At 60.7% G+C, this 16,387-nt stretch carries 13 protein-coding genes; 4 read left to right on the plus strand and 9 right to left on the minus strand.

What is annotated here, in order from left to right:
- Positions 1-142: 142 nt before the first annotated feature.
- The 4 genes from pssA to DHB74_RS16135 form a co-directional block, all read right to left on the minus strand.
- Entirely contained in the window at positions 143-994 is an 852-nt protein-coding gene (pssA, locus tag DHB74_RS16120) for a CDP-diacylglycerol--serine O-phosphatidyltransferase (protein ID WP_036993067.1), read from the minus strand.
- A gap of 122 nt (positions 995-1,116) precedes the next feature.
- Positions 1,117-2,133: a ketol-acid reductoisomerase gene (ilvC, locus tag DHB74_RS16125; RefSeq protein ID WP_036993068.1), complete on the minus strand. Its 1,017-nt coding sequence runs from the start codon at positions 2,131-2,133 to the stop codon at positions 1,117-1,119.
- A gap of 47 nt (positions 2,134-2,180) precedes the next feature.
- Entirely contained in the window at positions 2,181-2,672 is a 492-nt protein-coding gene (ilvN, locus tag DHB74_RS16130) for an acetolactate synthase small subunit (RefSeq protein ID WP_036993070.1), read from the minus strand.
- Position 2,673: 1 nt separating this feature from the next.
- Positions 2,674-4,398, minus strand: coding sequence for an acetolactate synthase 3 large subunit (locus DHB74_RS16135; protein ID WP_074779289.1), 1,725 nt, complete (start codon positions 4,396-4,398; stop codon positions 2,674-2,676).
- A gap of 435 nt (positions 4,399-4,833) precedes the next feature.
- Here DHB74_RS16135 and DHB74_RS16140 point away from each other — a divergent pair, with 435 nt between their 5' ends.
- Positions 4,834-5,277, plus strand: coding sequence for a DUF4124 domain-containing protein (locus tag DHB74_RS16140; RefSeq protein WP_036993251.1), 444 nt, complete (start codon positions 4,834-4,836; stop codon positions 5,275-5,277).
- Here DHB74_RS16140 and DHB74_RS16145 read toward each other — a convergent pair.
- Genes DHB74_RS16145 through mrcB form a run of 3 tightly spaced genes read right to left on the minus strand, consistent with a single transcriptional unit; the run spans position 5,268 to position 8,589 of the window.
- Positions 5,268-5,603, minus strand: a complete 336-nt coding sequence (locus DHB74_RS16145) for a YqcC family protein (protein WP_036993073.1) — start codon at positions 5,601-5,603, stop codon at positions 5,268-5,270. The two genes, DHB74_RS16140 and DHB74_RS16145, sit on opposite strands and share 10 nt — an antisense overlap.
- Positions 5,603-6,247: a tetratricopeptide repeat protein gene (locus DHB74_RS16150; RefSeq protein ID WP_499162023.1), complete on the minus strand. Its 645-nt coding sequence runs from the start codon at positions 6,245-6,247 to the stop codon at positions 5,603-5,605. The genes DHB74_RS16145 and DHB74_RS16150 overlap by 1 nt, the downstream gene beginning before the upstream one ends.
- A gap of 17 nt (positions 6,248-6,264) precedes the next feature.
- The gene (gene mrcB / locus DHB74_RS16155; RefSeq protein WP_499162025.1) at positions 6,265-8,589 is read right to left on the minus strand and encodes a penicillin-binding protein 1B; all 2,325 of its coding nucleotides are present in this window, start codon (positions 8,587-8,589) and stop codon (positions 6,265-6,267) included.
- Positions 8,590-8,711: 122 nt separating this feature from the next.
- Here mrcB and DHB74_RS16160 point away from each other — a divergent pair, with 122 nt between their 5' ends.
- From DHB74_RS16160 to DHB74_RS16170, 3 genes are all read left to right on the plus strand, one after another.
- Positions 8,712-10,247 (plus strand): bifunctional aminoglycoside phosphotransferase/ATP-binding protein, encoded by a 1,536-nt coding sequence (locus tag DHB74_RS16160; protein WP_499162027.1) that lies wholly within the window; start codon positions 8,712-8,714, stop codon positions 10,245-10,247.
- 169 nt (positions 10,248-10,416) lie between these two features.
- Positions 10,417-10,680: a TfoX/Sxy family protein gene (locus tag DHB74_RS16165; protein WP_036993081.1), complete on the plus strand. Its 264-nt coding sequence runs from the start codon at positions 10,417-10,419 to the stop codon at positions 10,678-10,680.
- Positions 10,681-10,803: 123 nt separating this feature from the next.
- Positions 10,804-11,601 carry a cyclic nucleotide-binding domain-containing protein gene (locus tag DHB74_RS16170; RefSeq protein ID WP_036993083.1) on the plus strand — a complete coding sequence of 266 codons (798 nt, stop codon included), beginning with the start codon at positions 10,804-10,806 and terminating at the stop codon, positions 11,599-11,601.
- A gap of 218 nt (positions 11,602-11,819) precedes the next feature.
- Here DHB74_RS16170 and DHB74_RS16175 read toward each other — a convergent pair whose 3' ends face one another.
- Entirely contained in the window at positions 11,820-13,253 is a 1,434-nt protein-coding gene (locus DHB74_RS16175; RefSeq protein ID WP_036993086.1) for an efflux transporter outer membrane subunit, read from the minus strand.
- Positions 13,250-16,381, minus strand: a complete 3,132-nt coding sequence (locus DHB74_RS16180) for an efflux RND transporter permease subunit (RefSeq protein ID WP_499162029.1) — start codon at positions 16,379-16,381, stop codon at positions 13,250-13,252. The genes DHB74_RS16175 and DHB74_RS16180 overlap by 4 nt, the downstream gene beginning before the upstream one ends.
- Positions 16,382-16,387 lie beyond the last annotated feature (6 nt).

Consider the following 16,387-nt stretch of genomic DNA (forward strand, 5'->3'; position numbering starts at 1 on the left):
GCCTCTTCAGTGAGCGGCGCATTCTACGCCGTTTCGCTTGTCTGTCAACCCTCAAGTTATCGCTAACTTATTGATTGGCCTGGGCTTTTGGAAAAGCTCAGCGACTTGCGAGGGGCGCATTATAGGCCCCTCAGCGATGCCGTCAAGAGGGTTTATCAACTTTCTCGGATTCAGTTGCCGAGGCTTCCCGACGCCGCCAGCGCCAGACGGCCTGAATGGGGCCGGAAACGCTGTAGGCAATGAAGATGAACCACAAGATTCGGGACGGATCGGTAGAGATAATGGCAAATACCAGGACTACCAGCAGGATGACGAAGAACGGCACTCGGCCGCGCATGTCGAGATCCTTGAAGCTGTAGTAACGTACATTACTCACCATCAGCAAACCGCCAAGCGCAGTCAGTACTCCCACCAGGAACGAGATATCGCCGCCATCAATACCGAAGTCGTTGAGCGCCCACACCATCCCGGCCACCAGACCCGCAGCCGACGGACTGGCCAGACCGGTGAAGTAGCGTTTGTCCTCCGAGCCGATATGGGTATTGAAACGCGCCAGGCGCAATGCCGCACCCGCCACATAGATGAATGCGAAAACCCAGCCGACCTTGCCCATATCGTCCAGCGCCCAGGTGAAAGCAACCAGCGCTGGCGCGACGCCGAAGGCGACCATGTCCGACAGGGAGTCATATTCAGCCCCGAACGCACTCTGGGTATTGGTCAGGCGGGCCACCCGGCCGTCCAGCCCGTCCAGCACCATGGCCACGAAGATGGCAATGGCGGCGTGGGAGAAATTGCCATTCATGGCACTGACGATGGCGTAAAAGCCGGAAAACAGGGCTGCTGTCGTAAACAGGTTGGGCAATAGGTAGATACCGCGATGGCGCACCTTCTTGCCGTCCGGTCCTGGCATTTCCTCGATATGCTCATCAATCGGCAACAGGGTATGCGGGCTGTCGCCATCGAAATGTGGATCGTGCTGCTGCTCGTCTTTCATATGCTTACCTTGACACTTTGCCGGACTGCACAGTGTGGCAACTTGATCGCCAAATAACCAGTCCCGGCCAGGCCCGCCCATAAAAAAACGCGGCCTTGGCCGCGTTTTTCAAAGAACTGAAATCAGTTCTTGCTCTTATCAACGATCTTGTTGGCAGAGATCCACGGCATCATGCCGCGCAGCTGCTCACCAACCTGCTCGATGGGATGCGCCGCGTTGTTGCGACGGGCAGCTGTCATCGACGGGTAGTTGTGCGCGCCTTCAGCGATGAACATCTTGGCGTATTCACCGGACTGGATGCGCTTCAGAGCGTTGCGCATGGCAGCGCGGGACTCATCGTTGATGACTTCAGGACCAGTCACGTACTCACCGTACTCCGCGTTGTTGGAGATGGAGTAGTTCATGTTGGCGATACCGCCTTCGTACATGAGGTCAACGATCAGCTTCAGTTCGTGCAGGCACTCGAAGTAAGCCATTTCCGGCGCGTAACCCGCTTCGGTCAGCACCTCGAAGCCAGCCTTGACCAGCTCAACCGCGCCACCGCACAGAACTGCCTGCTCACCGAACAGGTCGGTTTCGGTCTCGTCCTTGAAGGTGGTTTCGATGATGCCGGTACGACCACCGCCCACGCCGCTGGCGTAGGACAGCGCGACGTTCTTGGCGTTGCCGGAAGCGTCCTGGAAGATCGCGATCAGGTCAGGGATACCGCCACCCTTGACGAACTCGGAGCGTACGGTGTGACCCGGCGCCTTGGGAGCAACCATGATCACGTCCAGATCCTTGCGCGGCACGACCTGGTTGTAGTGAACGGCAAAACCGTGAGCGAAGGCCAGGGTGGCGCCCTGCTTCAGGTTCGGCTCGATCTCGTCACGGTACAGCTGGGACTGGAACTCGTCGGGAGTCAGGATCATGACCACGTCGGCAGCAGCGACGGCAGCCGGCACGTCGGTGACTTTCAGGCCATGGGCTTCAGCCTTGGCAATCGAGGACGAACCCGGGCGCAGGCCCACAGTTACGTCAACGCCGGAATCCTGGAGGTTGCAGGCGTGGGCATGGCCCTGCGAGCCGTAACCGATGATGGCAACCTTCTTGCCTTGGATGATGCTCAGGTCGCAATCTTTGTCATAAAAAACGTGCATGTAAATCCCCTTTCTATGCGGGTCCCGCCGGACCACTGCTCAATTGTTTAAATGCTCAGAACCTTTTCACCGCGCGCAATGCCGGACACTCCGGTGCGCACGACTTCCAGTACTGTCGCCGGGCCAACCGCTTCGATAAAACTATCCAGCTTATCAGACGTACCTGCCAGCTGAACGGTATACACACTACTGGTCACATCGACAATCTGGCCGCGGAAAATATCGGTGGTGCGCTTGATTTCGGCGCGCTGAGCACCGGTGGCCTTGATCTTGACCAGCATCAGCTCACGCTCGATATGCGCCCCTTCGGACAGATTGACCAGCTTCACCACCTCAATCAGCTTGTTGAGGTTCTTGGTGATCTGCTCGATGACATCTTCCTGACCGATGGTGGTCAGCGTCAGACGCGACAGCGTCGGGTCTTCCGTCGCCGCCACGGTAAGCGTCTCGATATTGTAGTTGCGCTGGGAAAACAGACCGACCACGCGAGACAGTGCACCGGGCTCGTTTTCCAGCAGTACGGAAATGATGTGTCTCATGTCAGGTACGCTCCGTCTTGCTCAACCACATGTCACGCATGGATCCGCCTGCAATCTGCATCGGATAGACGTGCTCGGCATTGTCCACGCGGATATCCATGAATACCAGCCGCTTGGTCTGGGCGAATGCTTCTTCCATCGCCGGCTTGAGATCATCCAGCTTATCAACCCGGATACCGACGTGGCCGTAGGACTCCGTCAGCTTGATGAAGTCAGGCAGCGACTCCATATAGGAATGCGAGTAGCGGCTGTTGTACTGCATGTCCTGCCACTGACGCACCATGCCCAACGCCTGGTTGTTCAGGGTGATGATCTTGACCGGCAGGTCGTACTGCAGGCAGGTCGACAGCTCCTGAATGTTCATCTGGATACTGCCTTCACCAGTGACGCAGGCAACCGTAGCGTCAGGGTGATGCAGCTGCACACCCATGGCCGCCGGCAAGCCGAAGCCCATGGTGCCCAGGCCACCGGAATTGATCCAGCGATTAGGCTTGTTGAACGGGTAATACTGGGCCGCGAACATCTGGTGCTGACCCACGTCAGAGGTCACGTAGGCATCGCCCTTGGTGACATCCCACATGGTCTCGATGACCGTCTGCGGCTTGATGATGGAACCATCACCCATGTCGTAGGGGAACAGCTTGCCGTCACCACGCCATTCATCGACCTGTTTCCACCAGGCGGCCAGCACATCGGCATTCGGGCGCAGCTTGTGCTCGCGGGAGATGGCCAGCATCTCGGTCAGCACGCTGTCGACCGGACCAACGATCGGAATGTCCGCCTTGATGGTCTTGGAAATGGACGCCGGGTCGATATCGACATGAATGATCTTGGCGTTCGGACAGAACTTGGTGGCGCCGTTGATGACCCGGTCATCAAAGCGGGCACCGATACACATCACCACGTCGGCATGGTGCATGGCAACGTTGGCCACGTAGCTGCCGTGCATGCCGAGCATGCCCAGGCACTGACGATCACTGCCTGGAAAGCCACCCAACCCCATCAGGGTATTGGTGACCGGCACGCCCAGTTCCTTGCCCAGGTCGGTCAATTGCTTGGCCGCACCACCCATGATCACGCCGCCACCGGCATAGATGATCGGGCGACGGGCCTCAACCATCAGTTCCAACGCCTTGCGGATCTGTCCGGAATGGCCGCGGACCGCCGGATTGTAGGAACGCAGCTTGACCTTCTTCGGGTAGCTGTATTCGAACTTCTCGGCCGGGTTGGTCATGTCCTTGGGAATATCGATGACCACCGGACCGGGACGGCCAGTCTGGGCCAGATAAAAGGCCTTCTTGACGATCTCCGGAATCTCGCGCGGGTCCTTGACGATGAAGCTGTGCTTCACGATCGGCCGGGAAATACCGACCATGTCGGTTTCCTGGAACGCGTCAGTGCCGACCATGTGGCTGGCCACCTGACCGGAAATGACCACCATCGGAATGGAGTCCATGTAGGCGGTGGCAATACCGGTGATGGTATTGGTTGCGCCGGGACCCGAGGTCACCAGCACCACGCCGGGCTTGCCGGTGGCGCGCGCGTAACCGTCAGCCATGTGCGCGGCGGCCTGCTCATGGCGCACCAGCACATGCGTTACATCATCCTGGCGGAAGATCGCGTCATATACATGCAACAGGGCACCGCCGGGGTACCCATAGATAAATTTCACACCCTCGTCACGCAAGGAGCGGACGACCATCTCAGCGCCGGATAAAAGTTCCACTTTTGAATCACCTCTAGCATGCCGTTCACCCCAGGCGAGCGGCAGGATACCTGTTTTACTGCTCGGCAGTGCATTGGCAACGGTGGTTGTCATGCAACAGCTTGACTGCGTGCAATGGAGACACATCCCTGCAGGTAGCCGGACGGTCTCACCCAGCGCGAGGTAGCGCGTGCGGGGCCAGGCCAGGAGCATGCGGGATTCCGCCTCCCGGATTGAGCAACAAAGCGTGCCGCCCCGAATGCCGAGTAGGCTCCGATAACAGCGCGCTTATGAGAACCCCGAATTGTTTACACTCAGCGGCGACAAGTCAAGCCAAGTTGTACAAAAGTCTGACTCGCCCGCATCTTCACAGATGGGCTGTATCGCCCGCCCGGTGATTGGCTATAGTAGCCAGGCCGCTGACCGGTGGATGCACATAACAAGGATGACAATGACATGCAGAGATTATTGACGGCCCTGACACTCGGATTGCTGGCCACCAGCGCCATGGCCCAGCAGATGTATCAATGGCAGGATGAACGCGGAGTGATGCAGTACGGCCAGTTGCCGCCGACCGGCAGTAATTACCAGCAGATCAGGATACAACCCTCGCCACCACCAGGCGGCCAGCTGCGCGCGCCCGCGCCATTGCCCCTGAAAGCCGATACCAGCGCCGCGGATGCTGCAGCCGAACAGCGCCGGCAAGAACGCGCCCGTGCTGAACAACGTACTGCCGCCTGCGAGAAGGTACGCAGCAATCTCGAGACCCTGCTCAACAATCCGCGCCTGCGCCGGACCAATGAGGCCGGCGAAGTAGAGCGAATCGGTGAAGATGAGCGCCAGCAGCTGATCAGCCAGGCGCAGGAAGACCTGCAGGAAAACTGCAGCCGTCAGCCCTGAGCGGCAAGCTCAACGGCCAACTGATCGATGCGCCCCAGGGTCGCCCGCAAACCGTGACCGCGACGGCCGAGCGGAGCGAAAGCTTCTTCACCCATCGGCAGGATGTTGCATCCCGCCGGCATGGGTCCGTTGTTCTCGATAATGCTCAGCATGCGGGGAATGAAGATCCACTGCAGCCACATCTCGAAATCCAGCGTATCGACACAGAAGGGCTGCTGACTGGATAGCGCAGCAGCCGAAGGTGCCTGCGCCGACCACCGGCTCAGTGCGCGCAGCTCCTGCTCGAGTTCCAGCAAGGCGTCCGCCAACGCATGCCACTGATGCATCACAGTGCCACCTTGGCCCGCTCACGCGCCTGGGCTGCTCCCGCACTGTTACCCTGACGCTCACGCGCATCGGCCACCAGCCCCCACAGACTGGCTTGCAACGCGGGGCGCCCCGAAGCATAAGACAAACCGCGCTGGGCCAATTGCTCGGCCTGCGCCGCATCACCCTGCTCCAGACGCACCTGGGCGAGGCGGAAAAGCACCTGGGGCTCGCGCGGAGCGATGCGCAGTGCCCGCTCCAGGCTGGCGGAGGCGCTGCTCAGGTCACCACCGCTTTCCTGTTGCCGGGCCGAGGTCAACAGCGCCAGCACCGGACCTGCCAGTTGCTCGTCCTCCTGCAGCCCCCCGCTCGATGCGGGCGTCTGCGTGGATGGCTGGCTGCTTATCGGCGCGCTGTCCAGCGGATAGGATTCGACCGCGCTGGAGCCACCCTCACCGTCTGGCACCAATACCACCACACCGCCATCCGTTTGCTGTGGCTGCGTTTGCTGCTGCGTTGGCGCCGGCATGCCGGCGCCGCTCTGCATATCCTCATTGGACACCGGCCGCCCCGAGTCCACCACCGGAATGGAGCCTCCCGAACCGGCACAGCCTGCCAATATCATGATGCAACCAGCCAGCAGTCCAATTCGCTTACTATCCATTGCCTTGCTCCTCATGTTCATTGCAGCCATCCACGGATGACATCCATCACTCGACCAGCCCCCTCTTTCACTGGCGCGGTGTCAATCAGCGGCCGGCAGCCAGGACCCGGCAGCGGCTCGGAGCCGGCGCGGAAGGGCATCTGCACCGTATCCGGGCAGCTTGGGTCACTGCCCTCGCCCGTCAAGCGGTTGACCCAGGCATAACCGATATCACCCGGTGGCACCTCGGACAGACTGTTCGGATGCGCCTCGGCCATGAAGGCGCTCCATATCTGCAGCGCCCCCGTGGCGCCGGTAAGACGCGTCTGGCCGTTATCATCACGGCCCAGCCAGGCCACTGCCAGCAGATCATCCGAGAAGCCGGCGAACCAGCTATCGCGCAGATCGTTGGTTGTACCCGTCTTGCCCGCCAACCGGATGTCGGACGGTATCTGATTATAGGCCGAGCGCCCGGTTCCTTCCGCCATGACCCGCGACATTCCTTCCTGCATGAGGAAAATAGTTGCCGAGTCGAAGCGCTGCTGCACCTTGAACGGGTAGCGGCTGAGCTGCTCACCCTCGGCGGTCAACACGTTGCGAATCGCCCGCAGCGGCGTATTGAAGCCACCGCTGGCCAGGGTCTGGTACATGTCAGTGACCTGCAGCGGCGTCATCGCCCCCGAGCCCAGCAGCATGGCCGGGTACGCTGGCCAGTTATGCTGCACGCCCATACGTTCAACGGTCTGCAGCACCTTGTCGACGCCAACGTCGACACCGAGACGCACCGTGGCCTGGTTGTAGGAACGCGACAGGGCCTCATGCAGGGGCACCAGTCCATGGCTTACACGGCTGTAGTTCTGCGGCGACCAGGTTTTGCCCTGCTCCGCTGGCAAGGTAATGGGCGAGTCGTCCACCGGGGTAATTAGCGAATAGCGCTGCGGCTGCTCCAGCGCGGTGAGGAATACCGCCGGCTTGATCAGCGAGCCAATTTGCCGTGACGCATCCAACGCCCGGTTGAAACCGGAGAAACGCGGATTGCGGCCACCGACCAGCGCCAATACCTCACCAGTCTGCGCGCCGGTGACCACCATGGCGGCCTCCATTTCCTTGCCGGCGCGATCACCCAGCCGCTTGAAGGCCGTTTCCACCGCCTGTTCCGCCTTGAGCTGCAGCAACGGATCGAAGCTGGTGAAGATGCGCAGCCCCTCGCTGGTCAGATCCTCATCCTGATAGTCTGCACGCAACTGGCGCTTGATCAGGTCCATGAAGGCCGGGTAGCTGGTATCCGCCATGGTTCCCCGTACCGTGACATCCAGTGGCTTGGCGATGTTCAGACCCGCCTGCTCCTCGGTGATCACGCCCTGCTCTTCCAGCATCTGGATGACCAGATCACGGCGCTTCTTGGCCCGCTCCGGCTGGCGCCGCGGGTTGAAGAGCGACGGCCCCTTGACCATGCCGACCAGCAGTGCCACCTGGTGCAATTCCAGTTCGTGCAACGGCTGGGCAAAGTAGTACTGACTCGCCAGGCCGAAGCCGTGCACCGCGCGCCGGCCATCCTGACCGAGGAACACCTCGTTCAGATAAGCTTCAAGAATCGCTTCTTTGGAGTAATGCAGCTCGAGCAGCACCGCCATGATCGCCTCGGTGCCCTTGCGGATCAGACTGCGGTCGCTGTTCAGGTAGAAGTTCTTTACCAACTGCTGGGTCAATGTGCTGCCGCCCTGCACCACACCACCGGCGCTGACGTTGACATAGGCTGCCCGGGCAATGCCCTTTGGCGAAACACCGAAATGCTGGAAGAACTCCCGATCCTCGACCGCCACCAGCGCCTCCACCAGATAGGGCGGCGCCTGGTCCAGGCGAATGAGAATACGGTCTTCGTTGTGCGCAGGGTAGATGCCGCCGATCATCAGCGGCTCGATCCGGGCCATCACCACCTCGCCATTGCCCGACAATCCCGTGACCTGCTGACCGCTGAAACGGACGCTGATGCGCTGCGCCGGCTCCGACCCTTCAAAGGACTGGAAACCGCGGGTATATACATCCACCCGGCTGCCGGCCACGGACATCTGCCCCGGTTGCTTGACGGCCGATACCGAGCGATAGCCCAACGCCGACAGCTCGGTCACGAAATCATCGCGACTGAGCTTCTGCCCGGCATACAGCTCCAGCGGCCGGGCAAAGACCTTGGCCGGGACCGCCCAGCGCTTGCCGGAGAATTTCTCCTGCACCACGGCGTCCAGATAAACGGCCAACCCGGCAAACAGTACCAGTCCGACTATCGCCAGCTTCCACAGCAGGCCCGACCAGCGTTTCCAGAAGCAAACCTTGCGCACAGCTCGTTTACTGCGTTTTCTACCCATAATTCCCTGATCACTCCACGTCTCGCTTAGCCGCGCCCGCTCCAGCGAACGGCGGCGATGGTTGGCCTCGCTGCGACCAACCCGCATAATGCCCGCATTGCCAAGCCACTACAGGACCCAATGTGAGCCAGACACTGCTGACCGCCCTGCAAAACCCGGCCTTGTACGACCATCCGGTTACCGGTTTCACGCTGATGGAAACCCACATTTCCTGGGTAATTCTCACCGGCGACTTCGTTTACAAGATCAAGAAACCGGTCAATTTCGGTTTCCTCGATTATTCCACCCTCGATAAGCGCGCGCATTTCTGCGCTGAAGAGCTGCGCTTGAACCGGCGCCTCGCCCCGGAACTCTACCTGGACGTCGTTGCCGTCCGGGGCAGCGAAGCTGCACCCCGCCTCGATGGTGACGGCCCGATCATCGAATACATGGTCAAGACCCGTCAGTTTCGCCAGCAGGACCTGCTCGGGAATATGCAGCGTGCCGGTGAGCTGGCTCCATCGCACATCGACTCCCTGGCGACGACGCTCGCCACCTTCCATGGGCAGATCGAGCACGCGCCCCTGGAGTCTGCCTGGGGTCAGCCGGATCAGGTGCATGCCCCGGTGGCCCAGAATTTCGAGCAGATCCGGCCATTATTGAGCGAACCGGCCGATCTGGCGCAACTCGAACAACTGGAACAATGGGCGCATACTACCTTCCAACGGCTGATTCCCCAACTGGCACAACGCAAGGCCGACGGCATGATTCGCGAGTGTCACGGCGACATCTACCTGGACAACGTCACTATATTCGCCGGACAAGTGACCCTCTTCGACTGCATAGAGTTCAATGACGCCTTCCGCTGGACCGATGTCATGGCCGACGTCGCCTTCATGGCCATGGATCTGGAAGACCGTGGCCTACCCGAGCTGTCCCAGCGCTTCGTCAACGGCTGGCTGGAACACACCGGTGATTATGCCGGCCTCCCCGTGCTCAGTTATTACAAGGCCTACCGCGCCATGGTACGGGCCAAGGTGGCATTGCTGGGCCTCAACCCCGACCTCAGCGACCAGCAGCGCGCCGACGTCATGGCGCGCTACCGGAGTTATACCGCCCTGGCCGAAAGCTACACCGAAATCCCACGCCGCTTCGGGTTGCTCACCCACGGTCTGTCCGGCTCCGGCAAAAGTACCTTGAGCCAGCAGTTGATCAGCCGTCTCGGTGTGATCCGCGTGCGCTCCGATGTCGAACGCAAGCGGCTGTTCGGCAGCGACCGCTCCGATACGGACCTGTACTCCACCGATTTGGGCCAGCAAACCTACACCCGTCTGGCCCAGCTGGCTGCGCAGATCCTGGCAGCAGGCTATTCGGTGGTGGTCGACGCCACGCATCTGCAGCGGGCACAGCGCCAGCAGGTGCGCCAGGCAATCGAGGAACAGGGCGCGCCCTGCCTGATCCTGCATTGCCAGGCATCGCTGGATACCATCGAGATCTGGCTGAACGAACGGCAGCGCAAGGGTGGCGATCCGTCCGATGCCGACATTCATGTCGTGCGCCAGCAGCTGCAACAACTGGAAGCACTGGAGGAAGACGAGCTGCAGATTACCCTGACCGTCAATACCGAACAGCGCGACAGCATCGATCAGCTCACAGAACAGCTCCGCGCTCGCATATGACCCTGACGCCGGCTGTACGGATCAGCTGGCGCCCACTACACTGATTTTCGGGAACCAATAAAAAGAAGCCCGAAGCCATGCCAGAAACCAGACCGATGCCGGCCACACCAGCCGGCACCCGTATTGTGCTCATCATGCCCTCCGCGTCCCGGCGTATCGGGAGGCGGTCATGACCGATAATGAACTTCTCAGCTTGCGCAACCTGGGCAAAACCTCCGTTCAATGGTTGCGCGCCACCGGTATCCACACTACCGAGGAGCTACGCCGGCGTGGCCCGGTCGCCGCCTATTGCGCGGTCCGCTCGCGCGGCTTCGGCGCCTCCAGGACATTGCTGTTCGCCATCGCCGGCGCCCTGCAGGATGTGCACTGGAACCAGCTCGACCCCACCTATAAACAACAGTTGTTGCAACAACTGGAAGAGCAGCAGAAGTGATAGCCACGCGAGGATCAGCCAACCGCCGAATTTGCCAACGGCTGCGCGTTTTCCATTGGCAGAAGCAAAAGGAATTGCAGTATGGTAACGACAATTCAGGACTCGCGAAAAAAGGAATTAGTCATGTACCTCATCGGCGACCAGCCCCCCTATGCAGAAAAGCTGATCAGCACGCTGCAACGCATCCCGGCACAGCTGCTCGACGGGCTTGCCCCCTGCGCTGCGCCGATTCGTCTGGGCGCGATCGATGACCTCTACAGCCATGTAGGCAGCAAGAACCTGTACCTGTTGAAAAGCGGCCTGCTGCACGCCCTGATCGATGGCAAGCCGTTGTTCTACATCCAGGAAGGCGATCTCATCGGATTGCGCCAGGGGCTCAATACCGCACCCTGCGTCTACATGAGCGAAGAGCCGCTGGAACTGGTGCCCTATGATCGCGAAGCGCTGTTTCGTCACATCCACGCCAGCAATACCCGCCAGGAACAGTTTACCCAGTACATTCTCGGCCAGGCCGCATTGATGTCCGACGCGCTCGCGCGTAGCAAGCCGCTGGAAGTACGACCGGTCACCGGCTTCCAGCACTTCGCTCCGGGCGATGAACTGATCCGCCAGGGCGATGAGGCCGGCCATGTGTTCATCATCACCGAAGGGCATGCCGAGGCGTTTGTCGAGGGGATCAAGGTAGGTGATGTGCAGCAGGACGAGATATTCGGCGCGATGGCGCTGTTCACCCGGGAGAAACGCTCAGCGACGGTTATCGCCAGTGCGCCGACCACGGTGATGATGATTCCCAAGGAGCAATTTCTGGCGTTGATGCAGAGCAATCCGCGCATCGCCCATAGCCTGATTGAAAGCATGGCGCGACGGATCGACCTGATGAACCGGGAACTGACCTACTACAAACAGCTGGCAGTGAATTAAATTTAGTCAATTTGCTTGACATGTAAATGATAACGATTATTATTAACTACAAGTCGCCGCAAGGTGGCTTGGATAACAGAACGTCGTGAGACGGACGGTTATCTCCTCATCAGGCTAATCACGGATTTAGGCCCGCTCTCTGAGCGGGCCCTTTTTTTGCCTGTCAGCCTGCCACTGCGCATCAGACCGCAACCGCCGGCCTGATGCGAGACGGCCGGTCAGGCCTCCGGCACCGCCGAAGCCGCTGCCGTATCACCCACCTGCCAACCACCGCCCAGCGCCTTGAACAGATTGACTTCGCTGATCAGCTGATTGCGTCGATCATTCACCAACTGCTGCTGAGCCATCAGCAATTGCCGCTGCGCATCGAGCAAAATAAGGTGACTGTCCACCCCGGTCCGGTAGCGCTGCTCGGCTATCTGGTAATAGCTTTCGCTGACTTCCAGCAGATTGCGCTGCGCCTGTACCTGGTCGGCATAGGTCTCGTGGGCCGCCAAACCATCCGCGACGTCGCGGAACGCGTCCTGGATCGTCTGTTCGTATTGGGCGACGCGAATATCCCGGGAGATTTCCGAGTAGTCCAGATTCGCCCGCAGCCGTCCGGCATTGAAGATCGGAACGCTGATGCTGGGCATGAAATTCCAGTAGCCCGTACCACCGTCAAATAGCTCCGACAGGTCATTGCTCGCGCTGCCCGCCGCGCCGGTCAACCGGATGCTCGGGAAGAAAGCCGCCCGCGCCGCGCCGATACTGGCATTGGCAGCGCGCAACTGGTGCTCGGCGGCAATCACGTCGGGGCGCATGAACAGCAGCTCGGACGGCAAGCCGACCGGCAGATCGGCCAGCAGCTCCATATCCAGCCCGCCCATCTCCACGTCTTCCAGCGGTATGCTTTGGCCCAGCAGCTGGGTCAGGGCATTGCGATCCTGCGCCACCAGTCGGCGATATTGCGCCAATGCCGAGCGCGCGGTTTCCACCGCTGTACGCGCCTGGGTCAACTCCAGCGTCGAGGCCACACCGACATCATAGCTGCGCTGCACCAGCGCCAGACTGTCTTCATAAGCCTTCAGCGTCTGCGCGGTAACAGCGAGCAGTTCGCGGTCTGCCTGCCAGGTCATATAGCTGTTGGCGACGCTGGCGATCAGGCTGATCCGCACACTGCGTTGGGTCGCTTCGCTAGCCAGGAACTCTTCCAACGCCTGTTCGCTCAGGCTGTCGAGGCGGCCAAACAGATCCAGCTCCCAGGCTACGCCCAAGGTCGCGGAATACTGGCCACCCGTGGTCGCCTCACCGGTCGGGCTCAGCCCTTCGGGAGTGCGCGTGCGGTTGCCGCTGCCATCGGCAGTGACATCCGGAAACAGCGCGGCGCGCTGGATACCATACAGCGCCTGGTAGGCTTCCACATTCAACGCGGCGATGCGCAGATCACGGTTGTTTTCCAGCGCAATACCGACCAGGCGCTGCAGCGCTGGGTCGCGGAAGAAGTCCCGCCAGCCCAGCTCCATCGCCTGGGTTTCCGAGTTCAGCGGGCCATAGGCTTCACCGGTCGGCCAGACATCGGCCACCGGCGATGCCGGGCGCTCATAATCGGGAATCATCGAGCAGCCGCTCAAGACTCCCAGCACAGCCAGACACATCAATGAACGTTTCACCGTGCTTCCTCCTTATTGTCGTAACTGATCTTGCGCGAGAACAGCGAAGATACCATTACGTAGAATAACGGTACCCAGAAGATCACCAGCACGGTGGCCGTGAGCATGCCGCCGATCACGCCGGTACCAATGGCATGCGAACTACCGGCGCCAGCGCCACTGGCGAGCGCCAGCGGGACCACGCCCAGGGTGAAGGCCAGCGAGGTCATGATGATCGGCCGCAGACGCATGCGACAGGCCTGGATTGCGGCATCGACCCGGGACATGCCCTGCTCATGCAGGTCCTTGGCGAATTCGACGATCAGAATCGCGTTCTTCGCCGTCAACCCGATGGTCGTCAGCAGACCAACCTGGAAGAACACGTCGTTGGACAGGCCGCGGCCCATGGTCGTCAACAGCGCACCGATCACACCCAGCGGTACCACCAGCATCACCGCAAACGGAATCGACCAGCTTTCATACAACGCCGCCAGACACAGGAACACGACCAGCAGCGACAACGCGTACAACGCTGGCGCCTGGTCGCCGGACAGGCGCTCCTCGTAGGACAGCCCGGTCCAGTCCACACCGATACCGGCTGGCAGTTGCTGGGCCAGGCGCTCGATTTCCGCCATTGCATGCCCGGTACTGTAGCCCGGCGCAGCCTCGCCCTGAATCTCCATGGCCAGTACACCGTTGTAACGGGCCAGTTTCGGCGGACCGTAAACCCACTCGCCGGAGGCGAAGGCACTGAACGGCACCATTTCGCCCTGGTTGTTACGTACGAACCATTTGTCCATATCCTCGGGGTTCATCCGCGCATCGGCTTCGGCTTGCAGGTAAACTCGCTTGACCCGGCCCCGATCGATGAAGTCGTTGACATAGCTCGACCCCCAGGCGATCGACTGGGTGCTGTTGACATCGCTGAGCGCGACGCCCAGCACCTGGGCTTTCTCATCATCAATGATCAGGCGGTATTGCGGCTCGTCATTCAGGCCATTGGGGCGCACGCCAGTCAGCACTTCGCTCTGTGCGGCCATGCCCAACAACTGATTGCGCGCTTGCATCAGCGCTTCGTGCCCCACGCCTGCATTGTCCTGCAGGAAGAAGTTGAACCCGGTGGCGTTACCCAGCGCCATGACTGCCGGCGGGGCAAAAGCCATGACCGCCGCGTCACGGAAGCCGGCAAAATGCTGCTCGGTCCGCTCGACCAGGTCGAAGACGCTCATACCTGCCTCGCTGCGCTCGCCCCACGGCTTGAGACCAACGAAGGCAATGGCCGCGTTCTGGCCACGGCCAGCAAAACTGAAACCGGTCACCGTGAATACCGACTGGACGATATCGCTTTCCTCGGTTAGCAGCTTCTCACGCATGCCGTCCACGGTCTGCTGGGTACGCTCCATGGTCGAGCCGGCCGGCCCCAGAACCTGAACGTACATCACCCCTTGATCCTCATCCGGCAAGAAGGAGCTCGGCAGTTTGCCAAACAGCATGACCATAGCGCCGACGATCACCACGTACAGCAGCAGGTACGGTGCCTTGCGCTTGAGGACAGCTGCCACCCCTTTTTCATAGCGGTTGACACCCCGCTCGAAGGTGCGGTTGAACCACCCGAAGAAACCGCGCTTCTCGTGCTTATGCCCTTTGGGAATCGGCTTGAGAATGGTGGCGCACAGGGCCGGAGTGAAAATCAGCGCCACCAGTACCGACAAGGTCATGGCCGAGGCGATGGTGATGGCGAACTGACGATAGATCACACCGGTGGAACCACCGAAGAAGGCCATCGGCACGAATACCGCGGACAGTACCAGGCCGATACCGATCAGCGCACCCTGGATCTGATCCATGGATTTACGCGTCGCCTCCACTGGCGGCAGGCCATCCTCGGCCATCACCCGCTCGACGTTCTCCACCACCACGATGGCATCATCCACCAACAAGCCAATAGCCAGCACCATGGCGAACATGGTCAGGATGTTGATACTGAAACCGAACGCCGAGAGCACGCCGAAGGTACCCAACAGTACCACCGGTACCGCCAGCGTCGGAATCAGCGTGGCACGGAAGTTCTGCAGGAACAGGTACATCACCAGGAAAACCAGCACGATGGCTTCCATCAGGGTATGCACCACCCCGGTGATGGATTCGGATACCACCGGAGCGGTCTCGAACGGATACACCACTTCCACACCCTGCGGGAAATAGGGCCGCAAGTCGGCGATGGTCTGCTTGACCGCCTCAGTGGTATCCAGCGCATTGGCGCCGGTAGCCAGCTGGATCGCCATGCCGGTGGCCGGCTGGCCGTTGTACAGCGCCCGGAAAGCGGAATTCTGCGCGCCGAGCTCGACCCGCGCCACGTCACCCAGACGCACCTGCGAGCCGTTGTTGTCCACCTTCATCAGGATGTTGCGGAACTGCTCAGGTGTCTCGAAACGGGTCTTGCCGATGATGGTCGCATTGAGCTGCTGACCAGGCACGGCAGGCGCACCGCCCAGCTGGCCACCGGATACCTGCACGTTCTGCGCCGAAATGGCGTTGCGCACGTCGATCGGCGTAAGCTGGAACTTGTTCAGTTTGGCCGGATCCAGCCAGATCCGCATGGAGTAGGCCGAACCGAATACCTGGAAATCACCCACCCCGCTGGTACGGGAGATCGGGTCCTGGATAGTGGAAATGATGAAGTCGGACAGGTCCTCATTGCTCATGCTGTCGTCAGCTGAGATCAGACCGACAACCATCAGGAAGTTGGAGGAAGCCTTGGTCACCCGGATACCCTGCTGCTGCACTTCCTGCGGCAGCATCGGCGTGGCCAGCTGCAGCTTGTTCTGCACCTGCACCTGAGCGATATCCGGATCAACGCCCTGGTCGAAGGTCACAGTGATCCGCATGCTGCCGTCGGAGCCACTTTCTGACCTCATGTAGCGCAGACCGTCGATGCCGTTCATCTGCTGCTCGATGACCTGCGCGACGGTGTCCTGCACGGTCTGGGCCGAGGCACCGGGGTAGTTGACCGCGATGTTGATCGCCGGCGGCGCGATGCTGGGGTACTGGTTGACCGGCAGGCCGAGAACGGCCAACCCGCCCATCAGCATCACCAGGATGGCCAGCACCCAGGCAAAGATCGGGCGATCGATGAAATAGTGTGGCATGGGGGC

It is taken from the genome of Pseudomonas sp. G11-1 (assembly GCF_024031555.1).
Taxonomy (GTDB): Bacteria; Pseudomonadota; Gammaproteobacteria; order Pseudomonadales; family Pseudomonadaceae; genus Halopseudomonas; species Halopseudomonas bauzanensis.